At 55.2% G+C, this 24,036-nt stretch carries 19 protein-coding genes, 2 tRNA genes, 1 rRNA gene and 2 pseudogenes; 11 read left to right on the top strand and 13 right to left on the bottom strand.

Translation table 11 applies throughout. The features are described 5' to 3' along the window. Position 1: 1 nt before the first annotated feature. From atpH to asnC, 9 genes are all read right to left on the bottom strand, one after another. Positions 2-535, bottom strand: coding sequence for a F0F1 ATP synthase subunit delta (atpH, locus tag ABOC21_RS25225; RefSeq protein ID WP_426813683.1), 534 nt, complete (start codon positions 533-535; stop codon positions 2-4). A 14-nt stretch (positions 536-549) separates the two neighbouring features. After that, positions 550-1,020 (bottom strand): F0F1 ATP synthase subunit B, encoded by a 471-nt coding sequence (gene atpF, locus ABOC21_RS25220; RefSeq protein ID WP_041143358.1) that lies wholly within the window; start codon positions 1,018-1,020, stop codon positions 550-552. A 54-nt stretch (positions 1,021-1,074) separates the two neighbouring features. Next, positions 1,075-1,314, bottom strand: coding sequence for a F0F1 ATP synthase subunit C (atpE, locus tag ABOC21_RS25215; protein ID WP_000429386.1), 240 nt, complete (start codon positions 1,312-1,314; stop codon positions 1,075-1,077). Positions 1,315-1,361: 47 nt separating this feature from the next. Continuing rightward, positions 1,362-2,177 (bottom strand): F0F1 ATP synthase subunit A, encoded by an 816-nt coding sequence (atpB, locus tag ABOC21_RS25210; RefSeq protein ID WP_041143359.1) that lies wholly within the window; start codon positions 2,175-2,177, stop codon positions 1,362-1,364. Positions 2,178-2,185: 8 nt separating this feature from the next. Further along, positions 2,186-2,566 carry a F0F1 ATP synthase subunit I gene (gene atpI, locus ABOC21_RS25205; protein ID WP_426813682.1) on the bottom strand — a complete coding sequence of 127 codons (381 nt, stop codon included), beginning with the start codon at positions 2,564-2,566 and terminating at the stop codon, positions 2,186-2,188. Between the two features lie 616 nt (positions 2,567-3,182). Next, positions 3,183-3,806 (bottom strand): 16S rRNA (guanine(527)-N(7))-methyltransferase RsmG, encoded by a 624-nt coding sequence (gene rsmG / locus ABOC21_RS25200; RefSeq protein WP_426813681.1) that lies wholly within the window; start codon positions 3,804-3,806, stop codon positions 3,183-3,185. Between the two features lie 108 nt (positions 3,807-3,914). Next, entirely contained in the window at positions 3,915-5,804 is a 1,890-nt protein-coding gene (mnmG, locus tag ABOC21_RS25195; RefSeq protein WP_426813680.1) for a tRNA uridine-5-carboxymethylaminomethyl(34) synthesis enzyme MnmG, read from the bottom strand. A gap of 381 nt (positions 5,805-6,185) precedes the next feature. Continuing rightward, positions 6,186-6,626, bottom strand: coding sequence for an FMN-binding protein MioC (gene mioC / locus ABOC21_RS25190; protein WP_426813679.1), 441 nt, complete (start codon positions 6,624-6,626; stop codon positions 6,186-6,188). Between the two features lie 91 nt (positions 6,627-6,717). Then, positions 6,718-7,176 carry a transcriptional regulator AsnC gene (gene asnC, locus ABOC21_RS25185; protein WP_045853727.1) on the bottom strand — a complete coding sequence of 153 codons (459 nt, stop codon included), beginning with the start codon at positions 7,174-7,176 and terminating at the stop codon, positions 6,718-6,720. A 151-nt stretch (positions 7,177-7,327) separates the two neighbouring features. Between asnC and asnA the strand changes: the two genes are divergently transcribed. After that, on the top strand, positions 7,328-8,263 hold the full coding sequence (gene asnA / locus ABOC21_RS25180; protein WP_426813678.1) for an aspartate--ammonia ligase: 936 nt from the start codon (positions 7,328-7,330) through the stop codon (positions 8,261-8,263). A gap of 65 nt (positions 8,264-8,328) precedes the next feature. On the opposite strand, the pseudogene viaA reads toward asnA, so the two are convergent. Further along, positions 8,329-9,778 (bottom strand): annotated as a pseudogene (gene viaA, locus ABOC21_RS25175) (ATPase RavA stimulator ViaA). Beyond that, positions 9,775-11,274, bottom strand: a complete 1,500-nt coding sequence (gene ravA / locus ABOC21_RS25170; protein WP_426813677.1) for an ATPase RavA — start codon at positions 11,272-11,274, stop codon at positions 9,775-9,777. Before ravA ends, viaA begins: the two are co-directional and overlap by 4 nt. A gap of 338 nt (positions 11,275-11,612) precedes the next feature. Here ravA and kup point away from each other — a divergent pair, with 338 nt between their 5' ends. From kup to rbsR, 7 genes and pseudogenes are all read left to right on the top strand, one after another. Further along, positions 11,613-13,481 carry a low affinity potassium transporter Kup gene (gene kup, locus ABOC21_RS25165; RefSeq protein ID WP_426813676.1) on the top strand — a complete coding sequence of 623 codons (1,869 nt, stop codon included), beginning with the start codon at positions 11,613-11,615 and terminating at the stop codon, positions 13,479-13,481. Between the two features lie 186 nt (positions 13,482-13,667). Next, positions 13,668-14,087: a D-ribose pyranase gene (rbsD, locus tag ABOC21_RS25160; protein ID WP_045853722.1), complete on the top strand. Its 420-nt coding sequence runs from the start codon at positions 13,668-13,670 to the stop codon at positions 14,085-14,087. Positions 14,088-14,097: 10 nt separating this feature from the next. Then, complete coding sequence (gene rbsA, locus ABOC21_RS25155; protein WP_426813675.1) at positions 14,098-15,603, top strand: ribose ABC transporter ATP-binding protein RbsA; 1,506 nt, start codon at positions 14,098-14,100, stop codon at positions 15,601-15,603. 5 nt (positions 15,604-15,608) lie between these two features. Further along, positions 15,609-16,574 carry a ribose ABC transporter permease gene (gene rbsC / locus ABOC21_RS25150; protein ID WP_426813674.1) on the top strand — a complete coding sequence of 322 codons (966 nt, stop codon included), beginning with the start codon at positions 15,609-15,611 and terminating at the stop codon, positions 16,572-16,574. A 27-nt stretch (positions 16,575-16,601) separates the two neighbouring features. Then, positions 16,602-17,492 carry a ribose ABC transporter substrate-binding protein RbsB gene (rbsB, locus tag ABOC21_RS25145; protein WP_426813673.1) on the top strand — a complete coding sequence of 297 codons (891 nt, stop codon included), beginning with the start codon at positions 16,602-16,604 and terminating at the stop codon, positions 17,490-17,492. Positions 17,493-17,591: 99 nt separating this feature from the next. Beyond that, a complete protein-coding gene (gene rbsK, locus ABOC21_RS25140) occupies positions 17,592-18,524 on the top strand; it encodes a ribokinase (RefSeq protein WP_426813672.1) in 933 nt (310 codons plus the stop codon). Positions 18,525-18,527: 3 nt separating this feature from the next. Further along, a pseudogene (gene rbsR, locus ABOC21_RS25135) lies at positions 18,528-19,521 on the top strand (ribose operon transcriptional repressor RbsR). Here the strand turns inward: rbsR and mdtD are convergent. Both mdtD and ABOC21_RS25125 read right to left on the bottom strand, forming a co-directional pair. Further along, on the bottom strand, positions 19,518-20,915 hold the full coding sequence (gene mdtD / locus ABOC21_RS25130) for a multidrug transporter subunit MdtD (protein ID WP_426813671.1): 1,398 nt from the start codon (positions 20,913-20,915) through the stop codon (positions 19,518-19,520). The pseudogene rbsR and the gene mdtD sit on opposite strands and share 4 nt — an antisense overlap. 10 nt (positions 20,916-20,925) lie before the next feature. Continuing rightward, on the bottom strand, positions 20,926-21,627 hold the full coding sequence (locus ABOC21_RS25125; RefSeq protein WP_426813670.1) for a FadR/GntR family transcriptional regulator: 702 nt from the start codon (positions 21,625-21,627) through the stop codon (positions 20,926-20,928). Positions 21,628-22,119: 492 nt separating this feature from the next. Between ABOC21_RS25125 and ABOC21_RS25120 the strand changes: the two genes are divergently transcribed. The 3 genes from ABOC21_RS25120 (at position 22,120) to ABOC21_RS25110 (ending at position 23,993) form a co-directional block, all read left to right on the top strand. Then, positions 22,120-23,659 (top strand): 16S ribosomal RNA (locus tag ABOC21_RS25120). A 70-nt stretch (positions 23,660-23,729) separates the two neighbouring features. Then, a tRNA-Ile gene (locus ABOC21_RS25115) sits at positions 23,730-23,806 on the top strand. 111 nt (positions 23,807-23,917) lie between these two features. Then, positions 23,918-23,993 (top strand) — tRNA-Ala (locus ABOC21_RS25110). The last annotated feature ends 43 nt before the right edge of the window (positions 23,994-24,036 follow it).

Here is a 24,036-nt window from a genome sequence, read left to right as displayed (position 1 = left end):
CTTAAGACTGCAAGACGTCTGCAAGGCGATCGAGACGGCCGCGTACGCTGCCATCAATGACCATATCACCCGCACGGATGATAACACCTGCCAGTACAGACTTATCGATTTTGCAATTCAGCTTAACTTTGCGTGACAAACGTTTTTCCATCGCGTCGCCGATCTTCGCGAGCTGTTCTTCACTCAGTTGGGTGGCAGAAATAACCTCTACCTCTGCGGTTGCCTCACTGGCAGCGCGCAGGTGAATGAACTGCTCAAGAACATCCGGGAGCACCTTCAGACGACCGTTTTCAGCCATAACCCGAATCAGGTTCTGGCCGCTGTCGTCCAGCTGCTCGCCGCAGACCGCGATGAACGCTTCAGAGAGCGTTTCCGGCGCCAGGGCACCGGACAGAAGCTCTGCCATTTGTTCGTTTTTAGTCACTTCAGCGGCAAACGCCAGCATATCCTGCCAGCGCTCAACGCCTTTGTGTTCGACGGCAAAGTCAAAAGCTGCTTTGGCGTAGGGGCGAGCTACCGTTACAAATTCAGACATCAGCCCCTCCCTCCTTACAGTTCAGCGACAAGTTTATCCACGATGTCGCTGTTAGCAGCTTCATCCACGGAACGTTCGATGATCTTCTCGGCGCCAGCAACAGCCAGGATTGCGACCTGCTTACGCAGCTCCTCACGAGCACGTTTACGTTCGGCATCAATTTCAGCCTGCGCCTGTGCGACGATTTTGGTGCGTTCCTGTTCTGCTTCAGCTTTAGTTTCATCCAGAATCTGAGCGCGACGCTTGTTCGCCTGCTCAATGATTACCTGGGCTTCCGCTTTCGCTTTTTTCAGCTGGTCGGTCGCGTTGGCCTGTGCAAGGTCCAAATCCTTCTTAGCGCGTTCTGCAGAAGCTAAACCGTCAGAAATCTCTTTCTGCCGCTTTTCGATGGCTGCCATTAAAGGCGGCCATACGTACTTCATGCAGAACCATACGAAAAGAACAAACGCGATGGCCTGGCCGAGGATTGTTGCGTTCATGTTCACAGCACAATACCTCTTAAATTAACTCTGTGGCTTAGGTTTCTTACGTACAACTTACTACGCGACAGCAAACATCACGTACAGACCCAGACCTACAGCGATCATCGGGATAGCATCCACCAGACCCATAACGATAAAGAACTGAGTACGCAGCAGAGGAATCAGATCCGGTTGACGCGCTGCGCCTTCCAGGAATTTGCCCCCGAGGATGCCGATACCGATCGCAGCACCGATCGCCGCCAGACCCATCATCACAGCGGCAGCCATGTACAGCAGATCCATATTCAGGTTTTCCATGACAGTCTCCAGTTTGTTTCAATAAAAACGTAGTATGTTGGTAAAAATCAATGCTCTTCGGATGCCATCGACAGATAGACGATCGTCAGAACCATGAAGATGAAGGCTTGCAGCGTAATAATCAGGATGTGGAAAATGGCCCATGGCACATTCAGAATCCACTGTGACCACCACGGCAGCAGGCCAGCAATCAGAATGAAAATCAGCTCACCGGCATACATGTTGCCGAACAGTCGCAGACCCAGTGAAACAGGTTTGGACAGCAGGCTTACCCCTTCAAGGATTAAGTTGACAGGAATGAACGCCCAGTGATTGAACGGCTGCAGCGTCAGTTCTTTAACGAACCCACCCACGCCTTTCATTTTGATGCTGTAGAAAAGAATCAGGATAAACACGCCAAGCGCCATCGACAGGGTGATGTTTACGTCCGCAGACGGAACCACGCGCAGTGCAGGCAGGCCGAAAATGTGTTCACCGATATAAGGAATCAGGTCGATTGGCAGCAGATCCATCAGGTTCATCAGGAATACCCAGACGAACACGGTGAGGGCCAGCGGAGCAATCAGCTTGCTCTTGCCATGGTACATATCTTTAACGCTGCCATGGACGAAGCCGATGGTCATCTCGATAGCCGTCTGGAGTTTACCCGGTACTCCGCTGGTCGCTTTCTTCGCCACGCTGCGGAAAATGGTAAGGAACAACAGACCGAGCACCACTGAGAAGAACATGGAGTCAATGTTGAGCGTCCAGAAGGTGGCCGGGGGGTTGTGCGGATCCACCAGCGAGAAAGTACGCAGGTCCAGCTGAAGGTTGTTCAGATGGTGCCCTATGTATTCCTGCGGCGTCATATTTTCTGCTGCCATGATGCCTTTTACCCTTTGTTGTTAATTACAGCTGGTGCCAGAATTTGTACCACCAGCACCAAAACCCACGTCACTATCAGCGGTAAAAATACCGCTTTGAAAACGGCCAGCGCCATCACGAGGAGGGCGAAGGTCAGCAACACCTTGGAAGCTTCGCCGATAGCGAAGGTCCAGGCCATTCGGCCTCTGGCTGGTGTATGCGCCTGATGACGCCAGGCAAAAATCATAAACATTATGTTTGGCACAACCACTGCCAAACCACCGCATATTGCGGAGATGCCCCAGAAGGGGTCTTTGAGGCTGAACAGCAGTCCACTTGCTATTACTGCCAGTAACTGAATAAACAGAAGCTTACGAGCAACGTTTCGACTCAAGAGCGACACAGACATCACGTTTTTACTCCTGCTCCCTTCGAGGTATGTCGCGTGTCGTATAAAACGTCCTTTGAGGCGAAGAGTCAAGCATCAAAAAGCGGACAAATTATACGGTGACAACCCGTGAATTCAAACAATAAGTAGCAAAATAGTGAATAAATGTTTAATTATTTTCTGACAGGCAACTTTTCCTGCATTTTGCCAATCTGTGAGCGATCATGCAAAACTGCAAATACCGAGAAAATACGGCCTACAAAGCGTGCATTAGATCACATTATAAACATTTAAGGTTTTCGTGAATTAATTTTTTTCATAAATCATGACTTTTCATCCTTTTGATATTCAAGATAAAAACCAGAGACTTTTTCCAAAACAACCCCACATACATTAAAAACCTTTTATTGACATTTATAATAAATATTTAACAACCATATGCCTGTTCAGCGCCTTGATTTGTAGCGGACTGATATTTTCTAAGTTGACTATTATGCTGGTAAATGAATCGGCAAAAGTTAATCGCCAGAAAAGCCATAGTGAAAAGAAGGTTAAATGCCCCCCGATACTACCCCGACGTTATCTTCATTTTTGTAACATCCGCAGGCGACATTTTTTCCACATTTTTTGATAAAAATTAAATCATTTTTGAGTTAATAACCACCAGGTGACGCTCCCCTTCCAGCTGAGGAACATGCAGTTTAATCACCTCACTCACCGCGTATCCGGCTGGCAAATCGGTGATTTCCTCAGCCTGAGCCACGCCCTTAAGCGCGTAAAAATGTCCCTCTTCTGCCGGCAGATGATGACACCAGCTCACCATATCACTCAGCGAGGCGAACGCGCGGCTGATCACCCCATCAAACGGCGGCTCGGCCGGGAACGCTTCTACCCGGCTCTGCACCGGCGTCACGTTTTCAAGCTTCAGCTCATGCTGAACCTGACGGAGAAAGCGCACGCGCTTGCCAAGGCTGTCCAGCAGAGTGAAATGTGACTCAGGGCGGACGATGGCCAGCGGAATGCCGGGCAGTCCTGGACCGGTGCCGACATCGATAAAGCGGCTTCCCTGAAGATAGGGGGCAACGACGATACTGTCGAGAATATGCCGCACCAGCATCTCGTTCGGGTCGCGAACGGAGGTCAGGTTGTAGGCTTTATTCCACTTATCCAGCAGTCCAACATACGCCACCAGCTGATTTTTCTGATGATCGGTGAGCGTAATAGCCGCTTCATCCAGGAGACGAGAAAGTTTGTTGAGCACGATCGGTACCTGTCTAAAAATAATGAGCCCGGAGGCGAAAACGCTTACCGGGCTGATGAACAACAAGGCGGAGAACGGGAAGCTATCCGCCAAAAAACTGCCTGAGGATCAGGCGCTGCGGCGCAGCATCCCCTGCTTTTTCAGCCAGACCAGCAAAATGGAGATTGCCGCAGGCGTTATGCCAGAAATGCGCGACGCCTGGCCGATTGAAGACGGCTTGTGATCGTTCAGCTTGGCAATCACCTCATTGGAGAGCCCAATGACCTGGCGATAATCAAGCGTAGCGGGCAGCAAGGTATTTTCATTGCGCTGCTGTCTTTCGATCTCATCCTGCTGGCGTGCGATATAGCCTTCATACTTAACCTGGATCTCAACCTGCTCAGCCGCCTGCGCATCCTGCAGACCCGGAGCGAAAGGCGACAGCTGCACCAGCTGCTGATAGGTCATCTCCGGACGACGGAGCAGATCTTCGCCGCTGGCTTCGCGTGAGAGCGGCACGGTTAGGTGAGCGTTCACTTCTCCAACGCTTTCGGCCAGCGGGTTCACCCAGCTCGTTTTCAGCCGCTGACGCTCAAGCTCAATGCTTTCCAGTTTCTGATTGAAGCGCGCCCAGCGCTCATCATCCACCAGACCCAGCTCGCGACCCTGTTCGGTCAGGCGCAAATCGGCGTTATCTTCACGCAGCATCAGACGATACTCCGCGCGGGAGGTAAACATGCGGTACGGTTCTTTGGTTCCGAGGGTGCAGAGATCGTCCACCAGCACGCCAAGGTAGGCCTGAGAGCGGCCCGGCGCCCAGCCCTCTTTTTCCGCAGAGAAGCGACCGGCGTTGAGACCGGCAAGCAGGCCCTGGGCCGCCGCCTCTTCGTAACCCGTGGTGCCGTTAATCTGGCCGGCGAAGAACAGACCCTGGATATATTTGCTTTCCAGCGTTGGTTTCAGGTCGCGCGGATCGAAGAAATCATACTCAATGGCATAACCCGGGCGAACGATTTTGGCGTTCTCCATACCCTGCATCGAGCGAACAATCTGCATCTGCACATCGAACGGCAGGCTAGTGGAGATGCCGTTCGGATAAATTTCATTAGAGGTCAGCCCTTCCGGCTCGAGGAAGATCTGATGCTGGTTGCGATCGGCAAAGCGCATCACCTTATCTTCGATCGACGGGCAGTAGCGCGGGCCGATCCCTTCAATCACCCCGGCGTACATCGGGCTGCGGTCGAGGTTATTGCGGATGACGTCGTGCGTTTTCTCGTTGGTGTGGGTGATGTAGCACGGAACCTGACGCGGATGCTGATCCGCGGATCCCATGAACGAGAATACCGGCATCGGGTCATCGCCGTGCTGCTGCGCCAGGACGCTGAAATCGATGGTGCGCGCGTCAATACGCGGCGGAGTACCGGTTTTCAAACGACTGACGCGCAGCGGCAGTTCACGCAGGCGGCGGGAAAGCGAGATAGCCGGCGGATCGCCAGCACGACCGCCGCTGTAGTTATCCAGTCCGATGTGGATCTTGCCGTCGAGGAAGGTACCGACGGTCAGGACCACCGCTTTGGCGCGAAACTTCAGCCCCATCTGGGTCACAGCGCCGACAACGCGATCGTTTTCGACAATCAGATCCTCCACCGCCTGCTGGAAGATCATCAGGTTGGGCTGGTTTTCCAGCGCCGTACGTACCGCCTGGCGGTAGAGCACGCGGTCTGCCTGAGCGCGAGTGGCGCGCACCGCCGGACCTTTGCTTGCGTTTAGTATCCTAAACTGAATGCCTGCCTGGTCGATCGCTTTCGCCATCAGGCCGCCAAGAGCATCCACTTCTTTTACCAGGTGTCCTTTCCCAATGCCGCCAATCGCCGGGTTGCAGCTCATCTGCCCCAGGGTGTCGATATTGTGTGTCAAAAGCAGGGTCTGCTGACCCATTCGCGCTGCGGCCATTGCGGCCTCAGTGCCTGCATGACCCCCGCCAATGATGATGACGTCAAAAGGATCCTGATAAAACATGGTGGTATGCCTCGCATAAAGCGGTTTGAAAATGGATTGAAGCCCGGGCCGTGGATTCTACTCAACTTTCGACTTCCGAGAAAGCTCCGGGATCTTGAGTATTTAAAAGAAGATCTTTTATTTAGAGATCTGTTTTATTGTGATCTCTTATTAGGATCGAAGCTCTCTGTGGATAAGCCGGATCCGCGTTTTAAGATCAATCGGTTAAGGAGGATCACTTACTGTGAACTATCGGTGATCCTGTTCCGTATAAGCTGGGATCAAAATGAAGGGTTATGCACAGATCAAAAACAAGACAACGGTTATGCTTTGGATAACTACCGGTTGATCAACGGTTTTAAGCACAGTTATCCACAGATGATCGAGCGATCTTTACAAAAATCAGATCAAATTTTTCCAGGATCCCAGCCAAATCTCGGCCGGATCTTCCGGAATTTCATGATCGAGGACGTTAATTTTCAGCGTTTCGCCGATCTGTTTTGCCCCGCACGCCTTTAATGCATCGTCAATCTTGTCGATTGCGCCACAGAAAGTGTCATATTCCCGGCTGCCGATCCCGATTAAGCCAAAGCGTATGCCCGACAGGTCCGCTTCCTTCTCCTGCAACGCTTCATAGAAAGGCGTCAGGTTGTCAGGAATATCGCCGGCGCCGTGAGTCGAGGAGATAACCAGCCAGATCCCGTCCGTCGGCAGATCCTCAATCAGCGGGCCATGCTGGATTTCGCTGCTGTAGCCCGCTTCTTCCAGCTTTTCCGCCAGATGCTCCGCTACATATTCCGCACTGCCTAAGGTGCTGCCGCTGATAAGAGTAATGTCTGCCATGATCGTCCGCTCATTTATTCAGTGTGGCACATTGTACGCTGTGTGTGAGCTGGGATCTACCTGTGGAAAATGTGGGATTAAAAAAGCCCGATCACGGGCGGATGGTGCGCATAATCGGGTTTTGCAGGGAGATCAGCGTCTCGGTGGACTGAATTTCATCGATTGTTTGGATCTTGTTGATAAGTACCTGCTGGAGGGCATCGATCGAGCGGCACATTACCTTAATAAAGATGCTGTAGTGGCCGGTGGTGTAGTAGGCCTCGGTCACCTCATCCAGGCTCTCCAGCCTGGCCAGCGCGGAGGGGTAGTCTTTGGCGCTTTTCAGGATAATGCCGATAAAGCAGCAGACGTCATAGCCGAGCTGTTTCGGATTCACGTCGATTCGCGCGCCGGTAATAATGCCTGCCTGCTTCATCTTCTCCACGCGGACGTGGATCGTTCCCGGGCTGACGCCAAACTGTTTGGCCAGTTCGGCGTAGGCGGTGCGCGCATTGGCCATTAAGGCTTCAAGGATGCCGCGGTCCAGATTGTCGATCTGATAATTTTCCATAGGTTTTTCTTATGATGTTTAAAGGTTCTTTCTATATTAGCCCTATATTTTAATGAATCAAAAGTGTATGCGCCTTTTTGTTGTTTGATTATTGAATTGATGGCCTGTTTTGTTGCTTAATCAATAGCAACAGGACGCAGGAGTCATAAAAATGAAAACCGCATATATCGCAAAACAACGCCAGATCAGCTTCGTTAAGTCTCACTTTTCCCGCCAGCTGGAAGACAAACTGGGCCTGATCGAAGTCCAGGCTCCCATTTTAAGCCGCGTAGGGGACGGGACTCAGGACAACCTGTCTGGCTGCGAGAAGGCGGTTCAGGTAAAAGTGAAAACGCTGCCGGATGCCCAGTTTGAAGTCGTTCATTCCCTGGCTAAATGGAAGCGGCAAACCCTGGGACAACACGACTTCAGCGCGGGCGAAGGGCTGTACACGCACATGAAGGCCCTTCGCCCCGACGAAGACCGGCTGACCGCCATCCACTCCGTTTACGTTGACCAGTGGGACTGGGAGCGTGTGATGGGCGACGACGAACGCCACGACGGGACGCTGAAATCTACCGTAGAAGCCATCTATGCCGGGATCAAAGCGACCGAAGCCGCCGTCAGCAAAGAGTTTGGCCTGACGCCGTTCCTGCCGGAGCAGATTCAGTTTGTTCATAGCCAGGATCTGCTGAGCCGTTACCCGGATCTCGACGCTAAAGGGCGTGAGCGGGCGATCGCCAAAGAGCTGGGCGCCGTATTCCTCATCGGGATTGGCGGCAAGCTCACCGATGGCCAGCGCCACGACGTGCGTGCGCCGGATTATGATGACTGGAGCACCGAGGTTGCCGAAGGCTTTGCCGGCCTGAACGGCGATATTCTGGTGTGGAACCCGGTTCTGCAGGACGCCTTCGAGCTTTCTTCTATGGGGATCCGCGTCGATGCCGACGCCCTGAAGCGCCAGCTGGCGATCACCGGTGATGAGGATCGCCTGAAGCTGGAGTGGCACCAGGCGCTGCTGCGCGGCGAAATGCCGCAGACCATCGGCGGCGGCATTGGTCAGTCGCGTTTGACGATGCTGCTGCTGCAGCTCGATCACATCGGATAGGTTCAGTGCGGCGTATGGCCTGCGCAGGTCCGTGAAAGCGTCGATTCCCTGCTTTAATTCGCTTGTTAACGCCGCCAGCGTCTCAGCAGGCGGCTGCGCAGCCCGGTATCAAAGCGCCAGATATGATCGAAGATGCGCATGATCCCGGGTTTGCCATGCACCGACATCGCCACCGCGTGAAAGCGATGCTGGTGTCTGCGCTGTAGTTCTCCCACCTTACCGATCACCTCATCCGGCAGGCGCTGGGCGATAAAATCAGAAATGACCACCGCATCGGCATCGACCCACTGCGGATTTTGCATGCGTTCAATAATGGCCCGAAAGCAGCTGGCCAGATCGGTACCGCCGCGAAAGCGCTGGCTGAGGAATCGAATCGCCTGCTCCAGCCCCTGCGGGCCGGTGAGCTCGTAATGCACCACTTCGCTGGAAAACAGCATAATAAAGCAGCGCCGGTTGTCCGCCAGGGCGATCCGCATTAACGCCAGGCAAAACGCCTTGGCGCACTGTTCGTTAAAACCGCCCATTGAGCCTGAAGTATCGACGCAGACGATAAATGGCCCGCGCGGCTGCTCGTCAAAATCCTGGTGGATAACCGGCCGTTCGGTAATTTTTTCCCGCCATGCGTCGCCGTGCAGCCGGTAGGTCAGCAGTCTGCTTTTCCACCAGCTTGCGGTAGAACTCGAACTCCAGTTCGGTGATCCCGAGGGTTGCCAGCTCCGGCGGCAGCAGGCGCAGAATGTCATCGCTTTGCTGCAGGCCGTCAACCTGTTCCGGTACCGTGGCCGGTTCGCGAACGAGGCTGCGAAAAGCCTCCATCGGCGCATCCTTTTTCGGGACCGATTTTGCTTCCCGCGAGCGCCCGAGCTGTTCGGCTAGCTGCATCAGCTCCGGCTGCTGCGTAAGAAAATCGCCATAGCGGACGATCAGCTGATAATCGCCGCGCTTCAGCTCGCCTGCGCTCATATCCCACAGGCGTCCCGCGGAGTTATCGTTTTCCACCAGCACCGGATCGAGCTGGCCGCTGAGGGTCATCCGCTCCTGCATCGTGCTGAGCAGCCGATCGCGTTCTTCATCCAGCAGCTGCTGGTTGAGGGTGGTGGCCTGCACCACCAGGCTCAGACGCCAGCGCTGCAGAAACAGGGTGTGCAAAGCGGGAGTAAAGTGCGGGTTATCATCCGCCAGCTGCTGGGCCTGGGCGGCAAAAGGGGACTCGAGCTTGTGCAGCTGCGTAAGAATTTGCGGCAGCTGCACGATAAACTGCGAGGTCGAAAGAAGCTGCGACCGCTGATAATTCTGCACTTCAGCATCGAGCTCGGGCGGGATATGCGTCTCTTTTAGCCTGGCCCTGATGGCTTCGCGCCAGCGCGGGATATCGGCGGCGATAATGTTCTTCAGCCGCGGGAATTTCTCAAAGAAAACGGCAAGCTGCGGAGAGGCCAGCAGCGCCAGCAGCATCTCTTCGATCATCCCCTCTTCGCTGACTGCCAGCATGACATTCAGCATATCCAGCGTCATGGCTGACGGGCCTGTTTGATCTGCGCCCCGACGTCCTGCAGGCTGGCTTCGATCCGTCCCAGCCAGTCACCGGGAATAAACAGACATTTTTGCTGTTCGCTAAAACGGTTGTGCTGCTGATGCCACTCGTCGTCGAGGGCTTCCAGCTGCTGCCTGATTTCCGCGGGCATATTTTCCTGTGATTCGCTGCCGGGAAGGGCCAGACGCGAGCCCTGCAGGCTGACGTCGCGCACCACCAGATGCTGGCTGGTATCGACATCCATATTTAGCGGCTGGGCAAAACCAATGCCGTTGAGCTTACCGCGGATCTCGCCGCCCTTCTCCAGCCAGTGGGAGAGCTCCTCGCGGGTAAAGGTAATATGGATAACCTCCATATCGTGCAGCTTGAGCGGCTGCTGCAGCAGCAGAAGGAGCGTTGTTCCTTCAACGTCGGCGGGAAGTTCATAGTGCGCTTTCCGGCTGAACATGCCGCCGAGACGCGTGACCTTCAGCGCGGTTTTGTCGCTGTGCTGCTGCTGGATCTGAATACGCCGTTGGGTAATGGCGCCGAGGCGCGTCAGCATCGTCTGCTGCTGCCACGCGTGGTTGGTCATCAGGGTTTCCAGCAGCAGCGCCATCAGATTCATGCTTTCGATGTCGTGCCACAGGCAGTCTTTCAGCAGGATCAGGTCGATGGGCGCGATGGTATCGCGGCCGCTGAAGAAGGCGCTGGCCTGCAGCAGGCGAATGGCTTTTTTCCAGCGACGGTCCGAAACGTAGGGCGCTTTGGGCTGCGTCTCCAGCTGCTGGCGCAGCTGATAGATCAGTTCGAATACGCTATCCGTCAGCTTCACGCCGCTGATATCCTGCTGCCATTGGGCAAACTCTTCGCTACTAATCTGCAGGGATGCCGGGACGGGATTGCCGTTTTCATCCTGCTGGCTGAGCAGCATGGAGCGGAAGTTGGTTTTATCCTGTACTTTGTCGAGCCACAGGCGGATCAGCATTCGGTCATACAGCGCTTCCAGGCTGCTATCCGCTTCCGGGAGTTCGTTGGACGCCGCCACCAGCAGGCGCATCGGAATTTTCACTTCGCTGGCGCCGTTGCGGAAATGGCGTTCGTTGATGGCGGTCAGCAGGGTATTAAGAATCGCCGGGCCGGCTTTCCAGATCTCATCGAGGAAGACGATCTCCGCTTCCGGCAGGTAGCCTGCGGTTAAGCGTTCGTAACGGCCTTCATCCTTCAGAGCCTGGATCGACAGTGGACCAAAAACCTCTTCCGGAGTCGAGAAGCGGGTCATCAGGTATTCAAAGGAGCGAGCCTGCTGGAAGGCGAATTTGAGACGGCGGGCGATCAGGCTTTTAGCAATACCCGGCGGGCCCAGCAAAAACACGCTCTCGCCGCTGAGCGCGGCCAGCAGACAGAGCCGTATCGCGTGGCTGCGTTCAAACAAACCTTTTTCCAGCGCCGCGCTCAGCCGGGAAATTCTTTCTGCCAGTAAATGTGATTGAGCCATAATTGAGTTGCGTGCTTTTTCATGTGTCGTTATTGAGTCGAGTATAGATGTTTGATTAGGTGCGGTAATAGCCTGAAGATTCGATTTATTTTCTTTGAGCCAGGTTAATATGATGTCCGTTAGGGGTACGATTCAGCAAATAATCGTGCATACTGTGCGCTTTTTGTGAGCCTGAGGACCGGGAACACATTTGTTTTATATACACAAAAACATTCAAGTTGCGGCAAGGCAGCAAGGGATGAAATCCCCTGGCGCACGGCTATGTGACCGGGATTTCTGGACGCCAGCAGCGCAGAAGCAGCTTGAAAAATGATATGTATAAACGAAAAGACTAGTCTATGAGCTCTGATAATAAGCAATCGCTTCCGGCAGTAACGCTGGCGGCAATCGGCGTGGTGTACGGCGATATTGGTACCAGCCCACTGTATACGCTACGTGAATGTCTGTCAGGTCAGTTTGGGTTTGGCGTTGAACGTGATGCTGTTTTTGGCTTCCTGTCGCTAATTTTCTGGCTGTTAATTTTTACCGTATCACTCAAATATATTACCTTCGTTATGCGGGCGGACAACGCCGGTGAGGGGGGGATCCTGACGCTAATGTCGCTGGCGGGGCGCAACACCTCCGCGCGAACAACGTCGGTGCTGGTTATCCTCGGGCTGATTGGCGGCAGCTTCTTCTATGGCGAGGTGGTCATTACCCCGGCGATCTCGGTGATGTCGGCGATTGAGGGGCTGGAAATTATTGCCCCCAATCTGGATACCTGGATTGTCCCGATCTCCATCATTGTGCTGACCCTGCTGTTTGCCATCCAGAAGCACGGCACCAGTATGGTGGGTAAGCTGTTTGCGCCGATTATGCTGATTTGGTTCCTGCTGCTGGCGGTGCTCGGCGCGCGCAGCATTATTGCGAATCCACAAGTCCTGCAGGCGCTGAACCCGTACTGGGCGGTGCACTTCTTCCTCGAATATAAGACCGTCTCTTTTGTCGCTCTCGGGGCGGTGGTGCTCTCCATTACCGGCGTTGAGGCGCTGTATGCCGATATGGGCCACTTCGGCAAATTGCCTATTCGCCTGGCGTGGTTCTCTGTGGTGCTGCCTTCGCTGGTGCTGAACTACTTCGGCCAGGGGGCTTTGCTGCTCAAACATCCTGAGGCGATCAAAAACCCGTTCTTCCTGCTGGCTCCCGAATGGGCGCTGATCCCGATGCTGATTATCGCCGCTCTGGCGACGGTGATTGCCTCCCAGGCGGTTATTTCCGGGGTCTTCTCGTTGACCCGTCAGGCGGTGCGCCTCGGATATCTATCGCCAATGCGCATCATCCATACCTCCGAGATGGAATCCGGGCAGATCTATATCCCGTTTATCAACTGGCTGCTGTACGTTTCGGTGGTCATCGTGATTATCAGCTTCGAGCACTCCTCCAACCTGGCGGCGGCGTACGGTATTGCGGTGACGGGTACCATGGTGCTGACCACTATTCTGTTCACCACCGTGGCGCGTCAAAACTGGCACTGGAATAAATTCCTCGTGGCGTTGCTGTTTATCGCCTTTATGTGCATTGACCTGCCGCTGTTCTCGGCCAACCTCGATAAGATCGTCTCCGGCGGCTGGCTGCCGCTGACCCTCGGCCTGGTGATGTTCACCGTGATGACCACCTGGAAGAGCGAGCGTTTCCGCCTGCTGCGCCGGATGCACGAACACGGCAACTCGCTGGAAGCGATGATCTCCTCGCTGGAGAAATCGCCGCCGGTCCGCGTTCCGGGCACTGCGGTCTATATGTCCCGCGCCCTGAACGTCATTCCGTTTGCTCTGTTGCACAACCTCAAGCACAACAAGGTGCTGCATGAGCGGGTGATCCTGCTGACGCTGCGGACCGAAGATGCGCCTTACGTGCACAACGTTCGCCGGGTGCAGATCGAGCAAATCTCACCGTCGTTCTGGCGCGTGGTGGCGAGCTACGGCTGGCGCGAAACGCCGAATGTGGAAGAGGTTTTCCACCGCTGCGGGCTGGAAGGGCTGAGCTGCCGGATGATGGAAACCTCGTTCTTCATGTCGCATGAATCGCTGATTATCGGTAAACGGCCGTGGTATCTGCGGCTGCGCGGCAAGCTCTATCTTCTGCTGCAGCGCAACGCCCTGCGGGCGCCGGATCAGTTTGAGATCCCGCCTAACCGGGTCATTGAGCTGGGTACCCAGGTCGAAATTTGATGTTCCGAAGCCCTTCCTTGCGAAGGGCTTTTTATCGCTATTGGCCTGCGCTCACTTTTCTCTCCCTGCGCTTTGCGAAACGTTTCGATGGCGATCACATTTCTCTCTTCTGGCGGTGGTTTTCTGCGCGCAATTTGACAATACTCTGTTCAGCGAAACGTTTCGCTACTGGAGCAGAAGAGAAAAATGAAAAAAGGCACCGTACTTAACGCTGATATTTCCTCGGTTATCTCCCGCCTGGGTCATACCGATACGCTGGTGGTTTGCGACGCCGGGTTGCCGGTTCCCCGCAGCAGCGCGCGTATTGATATGGCGTTAACCCAGGGCGTTCCCTCCTTTATGCAGGTTCTGGAGGTGGTAACGGCGGAAATGCAGGTTGAGGCGGCGATCCTTGCGGAAGAGATTAAAACTCATAATCCGCAGCTCCATGCGACGTTGCTCACTCACCTTGAGCTGCTGCAGCAATACCAGGGAAACACCATTGAAATTCGTTACACCAGTCATGAGCAGTTTAAAAAACAAACCGCGGATAGTCAGGCGGTGATTCGCAGCGGGGAGTGTTCCCCGTTTGCGAACGTCATTCTCTGTGCCGGCGTCACGTTCTGAGGTCGCCGATATGGAAGCCTTATTGCAATTAAAAGGGATCGATAAAGCGTTCCCGGGCGTCAAAGCGCTCTCCGGCGCCGCGCTCAACGTCTATGCCGGCCGGGTGATGGCGCTGGTGGGCGAAAACGGCGCCGGTAAGTCCACCATGATGAAGGTGCTGACCGGGATCTACGCCCGCGACGCCGGCTCCTTAACGTGGTTAGGAAAAGAGACCACTTTCAACGGGCCGAAATCCTCCCAGGAAGCCGGGATCGGCATTATCCACCAGGAACTCAACCTGATCCCTCAGCTGACGATCGCGGAGAATATTTTCCTCGGCCGTGAGTTCGTTAACCGGTTTGGCAAAATAGACTGGAAAACGATGTACGCCGAAGCGGACAAGCTGCTGGCGAAGCTGAACTTACGTTTTAACAGCCAGAAGCTGGTGGGCGATCTGTCGATCGGCGACCAGCAGATGGTTGAAATCGCCAAGGTGCTGAGCTTTGAGTCGAAGGTCATCATCATGGATGAGCCGACGGACGCCCTGACCGACACCGAAACGGACTCTCTGTTCCGCGTTATCCGCGAGCTGAAATCTCAGGGGCGCGGAATTGTCTATATCTCCCACCGGATGAAAGAGATCTTCGAGATTTGCGATGACGTTACCGTCTTTCGCGACGGGCAGTTTATTGCCGAGCGCGAGGTGGCGAGCCTGGACGAAGACCTGCTGATCGAGATGATGGTCGGTCGTAAGCTGGAAGACCAGTATCCGCGCCTGGATAAAGCGCCGGGCGCCGTGCGCCTGAAGGTCGATAACCTGTGCGGGCCGGGCGTGGAAAACGTCACCTTTACCCTGCGTCAGGGGGAAATTCTCGGCGTCGCCGGGCTGATGGGCGCCGGGCGCACGGAGTTGATGAAGGTCCTGTACGGCGCGCTGCCGCGCAGCAGCGGCTCCGTCACCCTCGACGGGCACGAAGTGGTCACCCGCTCCCCGCAGGATGGCCTGGCGAACGGCATCGTTTATATCTCCGAAGACCGTAAGCGCGATGGCTTAGTCCTCGGCATGTCGGTAAAGGAAAATATGTCGCTGACCGCGCTGCGCTACTTCAGCCACGCCGGCGGCCAGCTGAAGCATAAAGATGAACAGCAGGCGGTGAGCGATTTCATCCGCTTGTTCAATGTCAAAACGCCATCGATGGAGCAGGCGATTGGCCTGCTCTCCGGCGGTAACCAGCAGAAGGTGGCTATTGCCCGCGGGCTGATGACCCGCCCGAAGGTCCTGATCCTTGATGAGCCTACCCGCGGCGTTGACGTGGGGGCGAAGAAAGAGATCTACCAGCTGATTAACCAGTTTAAAGCCGATGGTCTGAGCATCATTCTGGTCTCTTCGGAGATGCCGGAAGTGTTAGGCATGAGCGATCGCATCATTGTGATGCATGAAGGGCATCTCGGCGGTGAATTTACACGCGAGCAGGCCACCCAGGAAGTATTGATGGCTGCCGCTGTGGGCAAGCTTAACCGTGTGAATCAGGAGTAAAAAAGATGACAACCCAGGCTGTTGCTGGTCGCCGCTATTTCACTAAAGCATGGCTGATGGAGCAAAAATCGCTGATTGCCCTGCTGGTGCTGATAGCGATTGTCTCGACCATGAGCCCCAACTTTTTTACCGTCAATAACCTGTTCAATATCCTGCAGCAGACGTCGGTTAACGCCATTATGGCGGTGGGCATGACGCTGGTTATTCTCACCTCGGGGATTGACCTGTCGGTGGGGTCCCTGCTGGCGCTGACCGGCGCGGTCGCGGCGTCGATTGTCGGCCTTGAGGTTAATGCGCTGGTGGCGATCGCCGCGGCGCTTGCCTTAGGCGCGGCGATTGGCGCAGTGACCGGCGTGATTGTGGCTAAGGGGCGCGTGCAGGCCTTTATCGCCACTCTGGTGATGATGCTGCTGCTACGCGGGGTGACGATGGTCTACACCAACGGCAGCCCGGTCAATACCGGGTTTACGGATAATGCCGACCTGTTTGGCTGGTTTGGTATCGGCCGCCCGTTAGGGGTTCCGACGCCGGTGTGGATTATGGCGATCGTCTTCCTGGCGGCCTGGTACATGCTGCACCACACGCGCCTGGGCCGCTATATCTACGCGCTGGGCGGCAATGAAGCGGCCACGCGTCTGTCCGGCATCAGCGTCAATAAAGTCAAAATTATCGTCTATTCGTTATGCGGCCTGCTGGCTTCGCTGGCGGGCATTATCGAAGTGGCGCGCCTCTCCTCCGCGCAGCCGACGGCGGGGACCGGCTATGAACTGGATGCCATTGCCGCGGTGGTACTGGGCGGCACCAGCCTGGCCGGCGGCAAGGGGCGTATCGTCGGTACCCTGATCGGCGCGCTAATCCTCGGCTTCCTGAATAACGGCTTGAACCTATTAGGCGTTTCTTCCTATTACCAGATGATCGTAAAAGCGGTGGTCATTTTGCTGGCGGTACTGGTAGATAACAAAAAGCAGTAACTAAGAACTCTACAGGACATCTTAACTATGAATATGAAAAAACTGGCGACCCTGGTATCTGCTGTTGCTTTAAGCGCGACCGTGAGCGCCAACGCGATGGCGAAAGATACCATTGCCCTGGTTATCTCGACCCTTAACAACCCGTTCTTTGTCTCCCTGAAAGATGGCGCGCAGAAAGAAGCCGACAAGCTGGGCTATAACCTGGTGGTGCTGGATTCGCAAAATAACCCGGCGAAAGAGCTGGCCAACGTGCAGGATTTGACGGTGCGCGGCGCTAAGCTGCTGCTGATCAACCCGACCGACTCTGATGCGGTAGGTAACGCCGTGAAGATGGCTAATCAGGCGAAGATCCCGGTTATTACCCTTGACCGTCAGGCGGCAAAAGGCGACGTGGTCAGCCATATTGCTTCTGATAACGTGCTCGGCGGCAAAATGGCCGGCGACTATATTGCGCAGAAAGCGGGTGAGAACGCGAAGGTTATTGAGCTGCAGGGTATCGCAGGGACATCCGCGGCGCGCGAGCGTGGCGAAGGCTTTAAGCAGGCCGTAGCGGCGCACAAATTTAACGTGCTGGCGAGCCAGCCGGCAGATTTCGACCGTACCAAGGGCCTGAACGTCATGCAGAACCTGCTGACGGCGCATCCGGACGTGCAGGCGGTATTTGCTCAGAACGACGAAATGGCGCTGGGCGCGCTGCGTGCTTTACAAACGGCGGGTAAATCCGATGTGATGGTGGTTGGATTTGACGGCACTCCGGATGGCGAAAAAGCGGTAAATAGTGGCAAACTGGCTGCGACCATCGCCCAGCTGCCTGAGCAGATCGGCGTGAAAGGCGTCGAGACTGCTGATAAAGTGCTGAAGGGTGAAAAAGTGGATGCCAGCTATCCGGTTGAGCTGAAACTGGTCATTAAGCAGTAATATGCGATTCGGGCCGGCAACGGTCCGAGGGACAACATAAAAAAGAAAAGCAGGGCATGCGCCACCGGAGTCCGGTGGCGCGCTTTCCCGGGAACTCAAATGATGAAAACCTCAGGCAAACTTGTCGTCCTTGGCAGCATCAATGCCGATCACATTCTTAACCTTAAATCTTTCCCGACGCCGGGCGAAACCGTCACCGGTAACCATTATCAGGTAGCTTTTGGCGGTAAAGGGGCCAACCAGGCCGTTGCCGCCGGGCGCAGCGGGGCAAATATTGCGTTTATCGCCTGTACCGGCGATGACGATATCGGCGAGCGCGTTCGCCGCCAGCTGGCGAGCGATAACATCGACATCGCGCCGGTGCGCGCGGTAAAAGATGAATCAACCGGCGTGGCGCTGATCTTTGTTAACGGTGAAGGTGAGAATGTCATCGGCATTCATGCCGGCGCCAATGCCGCTCTTTCTGTCGCCCAGGTTGAGGCCGAGAAGACGCGGATTGCCGACGCCGATGCGCTGCTGATGCAGCTGGAGTCGCCGCTGGAGAGCGTGCTGGCGGCGGCTAAAATCGCCCATCAGCATCAAACAAGCGTGGTGCTGAATCCGGCCCCGGCTCGCGAGCTGTCGGATGAGCTGCTGGCGCTGGTGGACATCATCACGCCTAACGAAACGGAAGCGGAGAAGCTGACCGGTATTCGCGTCGAAAACGATGACGATGCGGCCAAAGCGGCTAGCGTGCTTCATCATAAAGGTATCGGTACCGTCATTATTACGCTGGGTAGCCGCGGCGTCTGGGTGAGCCACGCGGGTGAAGGCCGTCGGGTTCCGGGCTTTAAGGTTCAGGCCATCGATACCATTGCCGCAGGCGATACCTTTAACGGCGCCTTAGTGACCGCCTTACTGGAGGGCACCGCGCTGGCAGACGCTATCCGCTTTGCCCATGCCGCTGCCGCCATTGCCGTTACCCGCAAGGGCGCTCAGCCTTCAGTGCCGTGGCGAAAAGAAATCGACGAATTTTTACGTCAACAGGGGTAACGCTTGGCTACCATGAAGGATGTGGCCCGCGAGGCGGGCGTTTCCACCTCGACGGTTTCCCACGTCATTAATAAAGATCGTTTCGTCAGCGAGGCGGTTACCGCCAAAGTGGACGCGGCGATCAAAAACCTGAACTACGCGCCGTCCGCTCTGGCGCGTAGCCTCAAGCTCAATCAAACCCGTACCATCGGTATGCTCATCACGGCCAGTACCAACCCGTTTTATTCTGAGCTGGTGCGCGGCGTGGAGCGTAGCTGTTTCGAGCGCGGCTATAGCCTGGTGTTGTGCAATACGGAAGGCGATGAGCAGCGCATGAACAGTAATCTGGAAACGCTAATGCAAAAGCGCGTTGATGGTTTACTGCTGCTCTGTACCGAGACGCATCAGCCTTCGCCAGAAATTATGCAGCGCTATCCTTCGGTGCCAACGGTGATGATGGACTGGGCGCCGTTTGATGGCGACAGCGATCTGATTCAGGATAACTCGCTGCTGGGCGGCGATATGGCGACCCAGTACCTGATTGACCAGGGGCATACCCGGATCGCCTGTATTGCCGGTCCGCTGGATAAAACTCCGTCACGGCTGCGCCTGGAGGGTTATCACGCCGCGATGTCCCGCGCCGGGCTGGAGATAGCGGAGGGATACGTGATTACCGGCGACTTTGAGTTTGGCGGCGGATTCAGCGCGATGCAGGAGTCTGCTGGCCCTATCTGAACGACCGCAGGCGGTATTTGTCGGCAACGACGCCATGGCGTTTGGGGCGTATCAGTCTCTCTATCAGGCCGGGCTGCGTATTCCGCAGGATATGGCGCTGGTGGGCTATGACGATATTGAGCTGGCCCGCTATATGACGCCGCCGCTGACGACTATCCATCAGCCGAAGGATGAGCTGGGCGAGCTGGCGATTGATGTACTGATCCACCGGATGGCCGATCCCGGACAGCAGCAGCAGCGCGTACAGCTCACGCCCGAGCTTATCGTTCGCGGCTCAGCTTAACGTTTGTGCCGTTCCTTTATCAGGTTACGGCCATCCTTCGCTTTTAACAGCATAAACACCAGTGCGGACACCACGGTGATCGCGCCCATCGTAATAAAGGTGTAGTGAAACTGCTCCACGGTATTGGCGCTGTCGAATCCTTCATAAAAGCGCAGTACCGCCGCGCTAATCGCGACCCCGAGACTGATCGATAGCTGCTGCGTGACCGCCAGCAGGCTATTGCCGCTGCTGGCGTTATCATCGGTCAGATCGGCAAGCGTAATGGTGTTCATTGAGGTGAACTGAGTGGACATCGCCATCCCCAGAACAAACAGCGGCAGTAGCAGCATCCAGACGGGCATCGCGGGCGACTGGAGCGAGAACTGGGCGATCATCAGGCCGATAAATATCGTTATCCCTACCAGCGTTTTCCGGTAGCCGAGCCAGCGTAGAATCTGCGTGACGGTGGATTTTGCGATAATAGAGCCGACGGCGGTCGGCGCAATCATGCAGCCGGCGATAATCGCCGGATAGCCAAAGCCGACCTGCAGCATCAGCGGCATCAGGAACGGCACGCAGCCCGTGCCCAGACGGGTGGCCAGATTGCCGGCGATACCCACGGAAAAGGTTCGGGTCTTAAATAAAGAAAGCGAGATCAGCGGCGTGGGATGGCGGCGGGCATGGCGGATATAGGCCAGCAGCAAAAGGACGCTAAGGGCGATAATCGTCAGCGCGATCCAGGTGGCGACGATTTCCTCGCCAAACAGTTCGATGCCGCTGGAAAACAGCACCAGGCTCAGCCCAAACAGCAAAAATCCGCGGGTATCGAAGCGGCGGCGCGGGGTAGTGAAGTTCGGCATGCATTTACGCGCGTAAAGGATGCCGATGATGCCAATGGGAATATTGATCAGGAAAATCCAGTGCCAGCTGGCCCAGGTCACCAGCACGCCGCCGAGAACGGGCCCAAGGATAGGGCCGACCAGCCCCGGCATCGTCACGAAATTCAGCACCGGCAGCAGCTCGCTGCGCGGATAGGCCCGCAGTAACGCCAGGCGTGCGACCGGCATCATCATCGCGCCGCCGATCCCCTGAATGACGCGAAAAATGACCAGCTCCGTCAGGGAGCCGGAAAGCGCGCAGGCGAGGGAGCCGAGCGTAAACAGGCCAACGGCAATAATAAACACTTTACGCGTGCCGAAGCGGTCGGCGAGCCACCCGCTGACCGGAATGAGCATCGCCACCGTTAGCGTATAGCTGATGATCGCGGATTGCATTGCCAGCGGCGAACGGTTGAGACTATGGGCTATTGCCGGAAGGGCGGTATTCAGAATGGTGGCATCCAGCGCCTGCATAAAAAAGGCCATCGCCGCAATCCACGGCAGTCCGGCCATACTACGCCCTTTCTTCTCGGTCATGCGGAACCCTTTATTTAGCTGAATGGTTTGGCGCGCTTAGCAGGGCCTGGCTGGCGCTGAGCGCTTGCGGGCCATCACTATTCAGAATCGCGTCAACAATGGCCTGGTGGAGATCCAGCTTCACCACCTCATTTTGGGTAATAGAGGTGAAGTAGGTGTGATAGACCGAATGGAATAGCGAGGCGAAAGAGATAAGGAAGGGATTACCGCTCATTTCATAGATGTGCTCATGCCAGGCCATATCGACTTCAATCCAGCGCTCGCGCTGGAAGCGTCTTTTCAGCTCGCCCATCTCTTCCATTAAGCTATTGAGCTGCGCTTTCTGCTCCGCGCTGCCCAAGGTGGCGGCCAGCAAGCAGGCCTGGGGCTCAAGGCTGCTGCGCATGACGAGGAAATGGGTCACCACCTCTTCGAAGTTATCTTCCGTTAACCACCAGGAGAGCAACTCCTTGTCGAGAAAGTTCCAGCTACTGCGTGGCATCACCCGGGTACCGATGCGCGGGCGCGGCAATAACATACCTTTCGCTGTCAGCGTCTTGACCGCCTCTCGTACCGCCGTTCGGCTCACGCCAAACTGCTCGCCCAGCTCCATTTCGCCGGGGAGAATGCTTTCCGGCTGATATTCGCCGGTCAGAATTTTTTGGGCCAGTTTCTCCGCCAGTACCCAGGAGATGTTTTTCTGTGCCGCCAGTTGCTGTGCGCTTAGAGACATAAATGCCGTTCCTTTCTCTTTTCTACTCTCTCAGTATGCCACCAGGCGGGGCGTTTCGTTGTTTAAAACGGCAAAACGCCGGTTTTTTGCCACTCAGCGACCCGTTTTGGTGAAAAAAGAGGCGGTTGAAAAGTTTTTTGCAAACAGGGCTTGTCAACGTCGGAGAACTCCCTATAATGCGCCTCCACTGACACGGAACAACGGCCAACATGCCGCCGGGTCAGCAGGCTTCAGCGCTGAATATCAGCCGCAAAAGCCGACGGAGAAAAGCAAAATAAACGCTTGACTCTGAATGAGGAAAACGTAATATACGGGACCTCGCGACAGAGCGCTAAAGCGCGTCGCACCTGCTCTTTAACAATTTATCAGACAATCTGTGTGGGCACTCAAAGTGACATGGATTCTTAACGTCTTCGGACGAAAAATGAATACCAAGTCTCTGAGTGAACATACGTAATTCATTACGAAGTTTAATTCACGAGCATCAAACTTAAATTGAAGAGTTTGATCATGGCTCAGATTGAACGCTGGCGGCAGGCCTAACACATGCAAGTCGAACGGTAGCACAGAGAGCTTGCTCTCGGGTGACGAGTGGCGGACGGGTGAGTAATGTCTGGGAAACTGCCTGATGGAGGGGGATAACTACTGGAAACGGTAGCTAATACCGCATAATGTCGCAAGACCAAAGTGGGGGACCTTCGGGCCTCATGCCATCAGATGTGCCCAGATGGGATTAGCTTGTAGGTGAGGTAATGGCTCACCTAGGCGACGATCCCTAGCTGGTCTGAGAGGATGACCAGCCACACTGGAACTGAGACACGGTCCAGACTCCTACGGGAGGCAGCAGTGGGGAATATTGCACAATGGGCGCAAGCCTGATGCAGCCATGCCGCGTGTATGAAGAAGGCCTTCGGGTTGTAAAGTACTTTCAGCGAGGAGGAAGGCGATAAGGTTAATAACCTTGTCGATTGACGTTACTCGCAGAAGAAGCACCGGCTAACTCCGTGCCAGCAGCCGCGGTAATACGGAGGGTGCAAGCGTTAATCGGAATTACTGGGCGTAAAGCGCACGCAGGCGGTCTGTTAAGTCAGATGTGAAATCCCCGGGCTCAACCTGGGAACTGCATTTGAAACTGGCAGGCTTGAGTCTTGTAGAGGGGGGTAGAATTCCAGGTGTAGCGGTGAAATGCGTAGAGATCTGGAGGAATACCGGTGGCGAAGGCGGCCCCCTGGACAAAGACTGACGCTCAGGTGCGAAAGCGTGGGGAGCAAACAGGATTAGATACCCTGGTAGTCCACGCTGTAAACGATGTCGACTTGGAGGTTGTTCCCTTGAGGAGTGGCTTCCGGAGCTAACGCGTTAAGTCGACCGCCTGGGGAGTACGGCCGCAAGGTTAAAACTCAAATGAATTGACGGGGGCCCGCACAAGCGGTGGAGCATGTGGTTTAATTCGATGCAACGCGAAGAACCTTACCTGGTCTTGACATCCACGGAATTCAGCAGAGATGCTTTAGTGCCTTCGGGAACCGTGAGACAGGTGCTGCATGGCTGTCGTCAGCTCGTGTTGTGAAATGTTGGGTTAAGTCCCGCAACGAGCGCAACCCTTATCCTTTGTTGCCAGCGGTCCGGCCGGGAACTCAAAGGAGACTGCCAGTGATAAACTGGAGGAAGGTGGGGATGACGTCAAGTCATCATGGCCCTTACGACCAGGGCTACACACGTGCTACAATGGCATATACAAAGAGAAGCGACCTCGCGAGAGCAAGCGGACCTCATAAAGTATGTCGTAGTCCGGATCGGAGTCTGCAACTCGACTCCGTGAAGTCGGAATCGCTAGTAATCGTGGATCAGAATGCCACGGTGAATACGTTCCCGGGCCTTGTACACACCGCCCGTCACACCATGGGAGTGGGTTGCAAAAGAAGTAGGTAGCTTAACCTTCGGGAGGGCGCTTACCACTTTGTGATTCATGACTGGGGTGAAGTCGTAACAAGGTAACCGTAGGGGAACCTGCGGTTGGATCACCTCCTTACCTGAAAGAACCTGCCTTTGTAGTGCTCACACAGATTGTCTGATGAAAAATAAGCAGTAAAAATCTCTGCAGGCTTGTAGCTCAGGTGGTTAGAGCGCACCCCTGATAAGGGTGAGGTCGGTGGTTCAAGTCCACTCAGGCCTACCAAATTCATCCTGAATACTGCGTTGTGAAACGACTCGCATACTTCAGTATGCTTCGTCCTTCCACGCCTTGTCTCAGTCTGAATTACCGGTACGGGAGATTAGCAATTACGATGGGGTTATAGCTCAGCTGGGAGAGCGCCTGCCTTGCACGCAGGAGGTCTGCGGTTCGATCCCGCATAGCTCCACCATCCTTTTACTGCTCAAAACAAGAAAACTTCCGAGTGTTCCTGA

Origin of the sequence: Klebsiella sp. WOUb02 (assembly GCF_050058015.1) — a bacterium.
In the GTDB taxonomy this organism is placed as follows: domain Bacteria; phylum Pseudomonadota; class Gammaproteobacteria; order Enterobacterales; family Enterobacteriaceae; genus Klebsiella.
This window is presented reverse-complemented; position numbering and strand designations above follow the sequence as displayed.

Excerpts from the sequence above, each read along its gene's own strand:
- atpH (WP_426813683.1), bottom strand. The coding sequence starts at position 535 with ATGTCTGAATTTGTAACGGTAGCTCGCCCCTACGCCAAAGCAGCTTTT.
- atpE (WP_000429386.1), bottom strand. The coding sequence starts at position 1,314 with ATGGAAAACCTGAATATGGATCTGCTGTACATGGCTGCCGCTGTGATG.
- atpB (WP_041143359.1), bottom strand. The coding sequence starts at position 2,177 with ATGGCAGCAGAAAATATGACGCCGCAGGAATACATAGGGCACCATCTG.
- atpI (WP_426813682.1), bottom strand. The coding sequence starts at position 2,566 with ATGTCTGTGTCGCTCTTGAGTCGAAACGTTGCTCGTAAGCTTCTGTTT.
- mnmG (WP_426813680.1), bottom strand. The coding sequence starts at position 5,804 with ATGTTTTATCAGGATCCTTTTGACGTCATCATCATTGGCGGGGGTCAT.
- mioC (WP_426813679.1), bottom strand. The coding sequence starts at position 6,626 with ATGGCAGACATTACTCTTATCAGCGGCAGCACCTTAGGCAGTGCGGAA.
- asnC (WP_045853727.1), bottom strand. The coding sequence starts at position 7,176 with ATGGAAAATTATCAGATCGACAATCTGGACCGCGGCATCCTTGAAGCC.
- asnA (WP_426813678.1), top strand. The coding sequence starts at position 7,328 with ATGAAAACCGCATATATCGCAAAACAACGCCAGATCAGCTTCGTTAAG.
- ravA (WP_426813677.1), bottom strand. The coding sequence starts at position 11,274 with ATGGCTCAATCACATTTACTGGCAGAAAGAATTTCCCGGCTGAGCGCG.
- kup (WP_426813676.1), top strand. The coding sequence starts at position 11,613 with ATGAGCTCTGATAATAAGCAATCGCTTCCGGCAGTAACGCTGGCGGCA.
- rbsD (WP_045853722.1), top strand. The coding sequence starts at position 13,668 with ATGAAAAAAGGCACCGTACTTAACGCTGATATTTCCTCGGTTATCTCC.
- rbsA (WP_426813675.1), top strand. The coding sequence starts at position 14,098 with ATGGAAGCCTTATTGCAATTAAAAGGGATCGATAAAGCGTTCCCGGGC.
- rbsC (WP_426813674.1), top strand. The coding sequence starts at position 15,609 with ATGACAACCCAGGCTGTTGCTGGTCGCCGCTATTTCACTAAAGCATGG.
- rbsB (WP_426813673.1), top strand. The coding sequence starts at position 16,602 with ATGAATATGAAAAAACTGGCGACCCTGGTATCTGCTGTTGCTTTAAGC.
- rbsK (WP_426813672.1), top strand. The coding sequence starts at position 17,592 with ATGATGAAAACCTCAGGCAAACTTGTCGTCCTTGGCAGCATCAATGCC.
- mdtD (WP_426813671.1), bottom strand. The coding sequence starts at position 20,915 with ATGACCGAGAAGAAAGGGCGTAGTATGGCCGGACTGCCGTGGATTGCG.
- ABOC21_RS25125 (WP_426813670.1), bottom strand. The coding sequence starts at position 21,627 with ATGTCTCTAAGCGCACAGCAACTGGCGGCACAGAAAAACATCTCCTGG.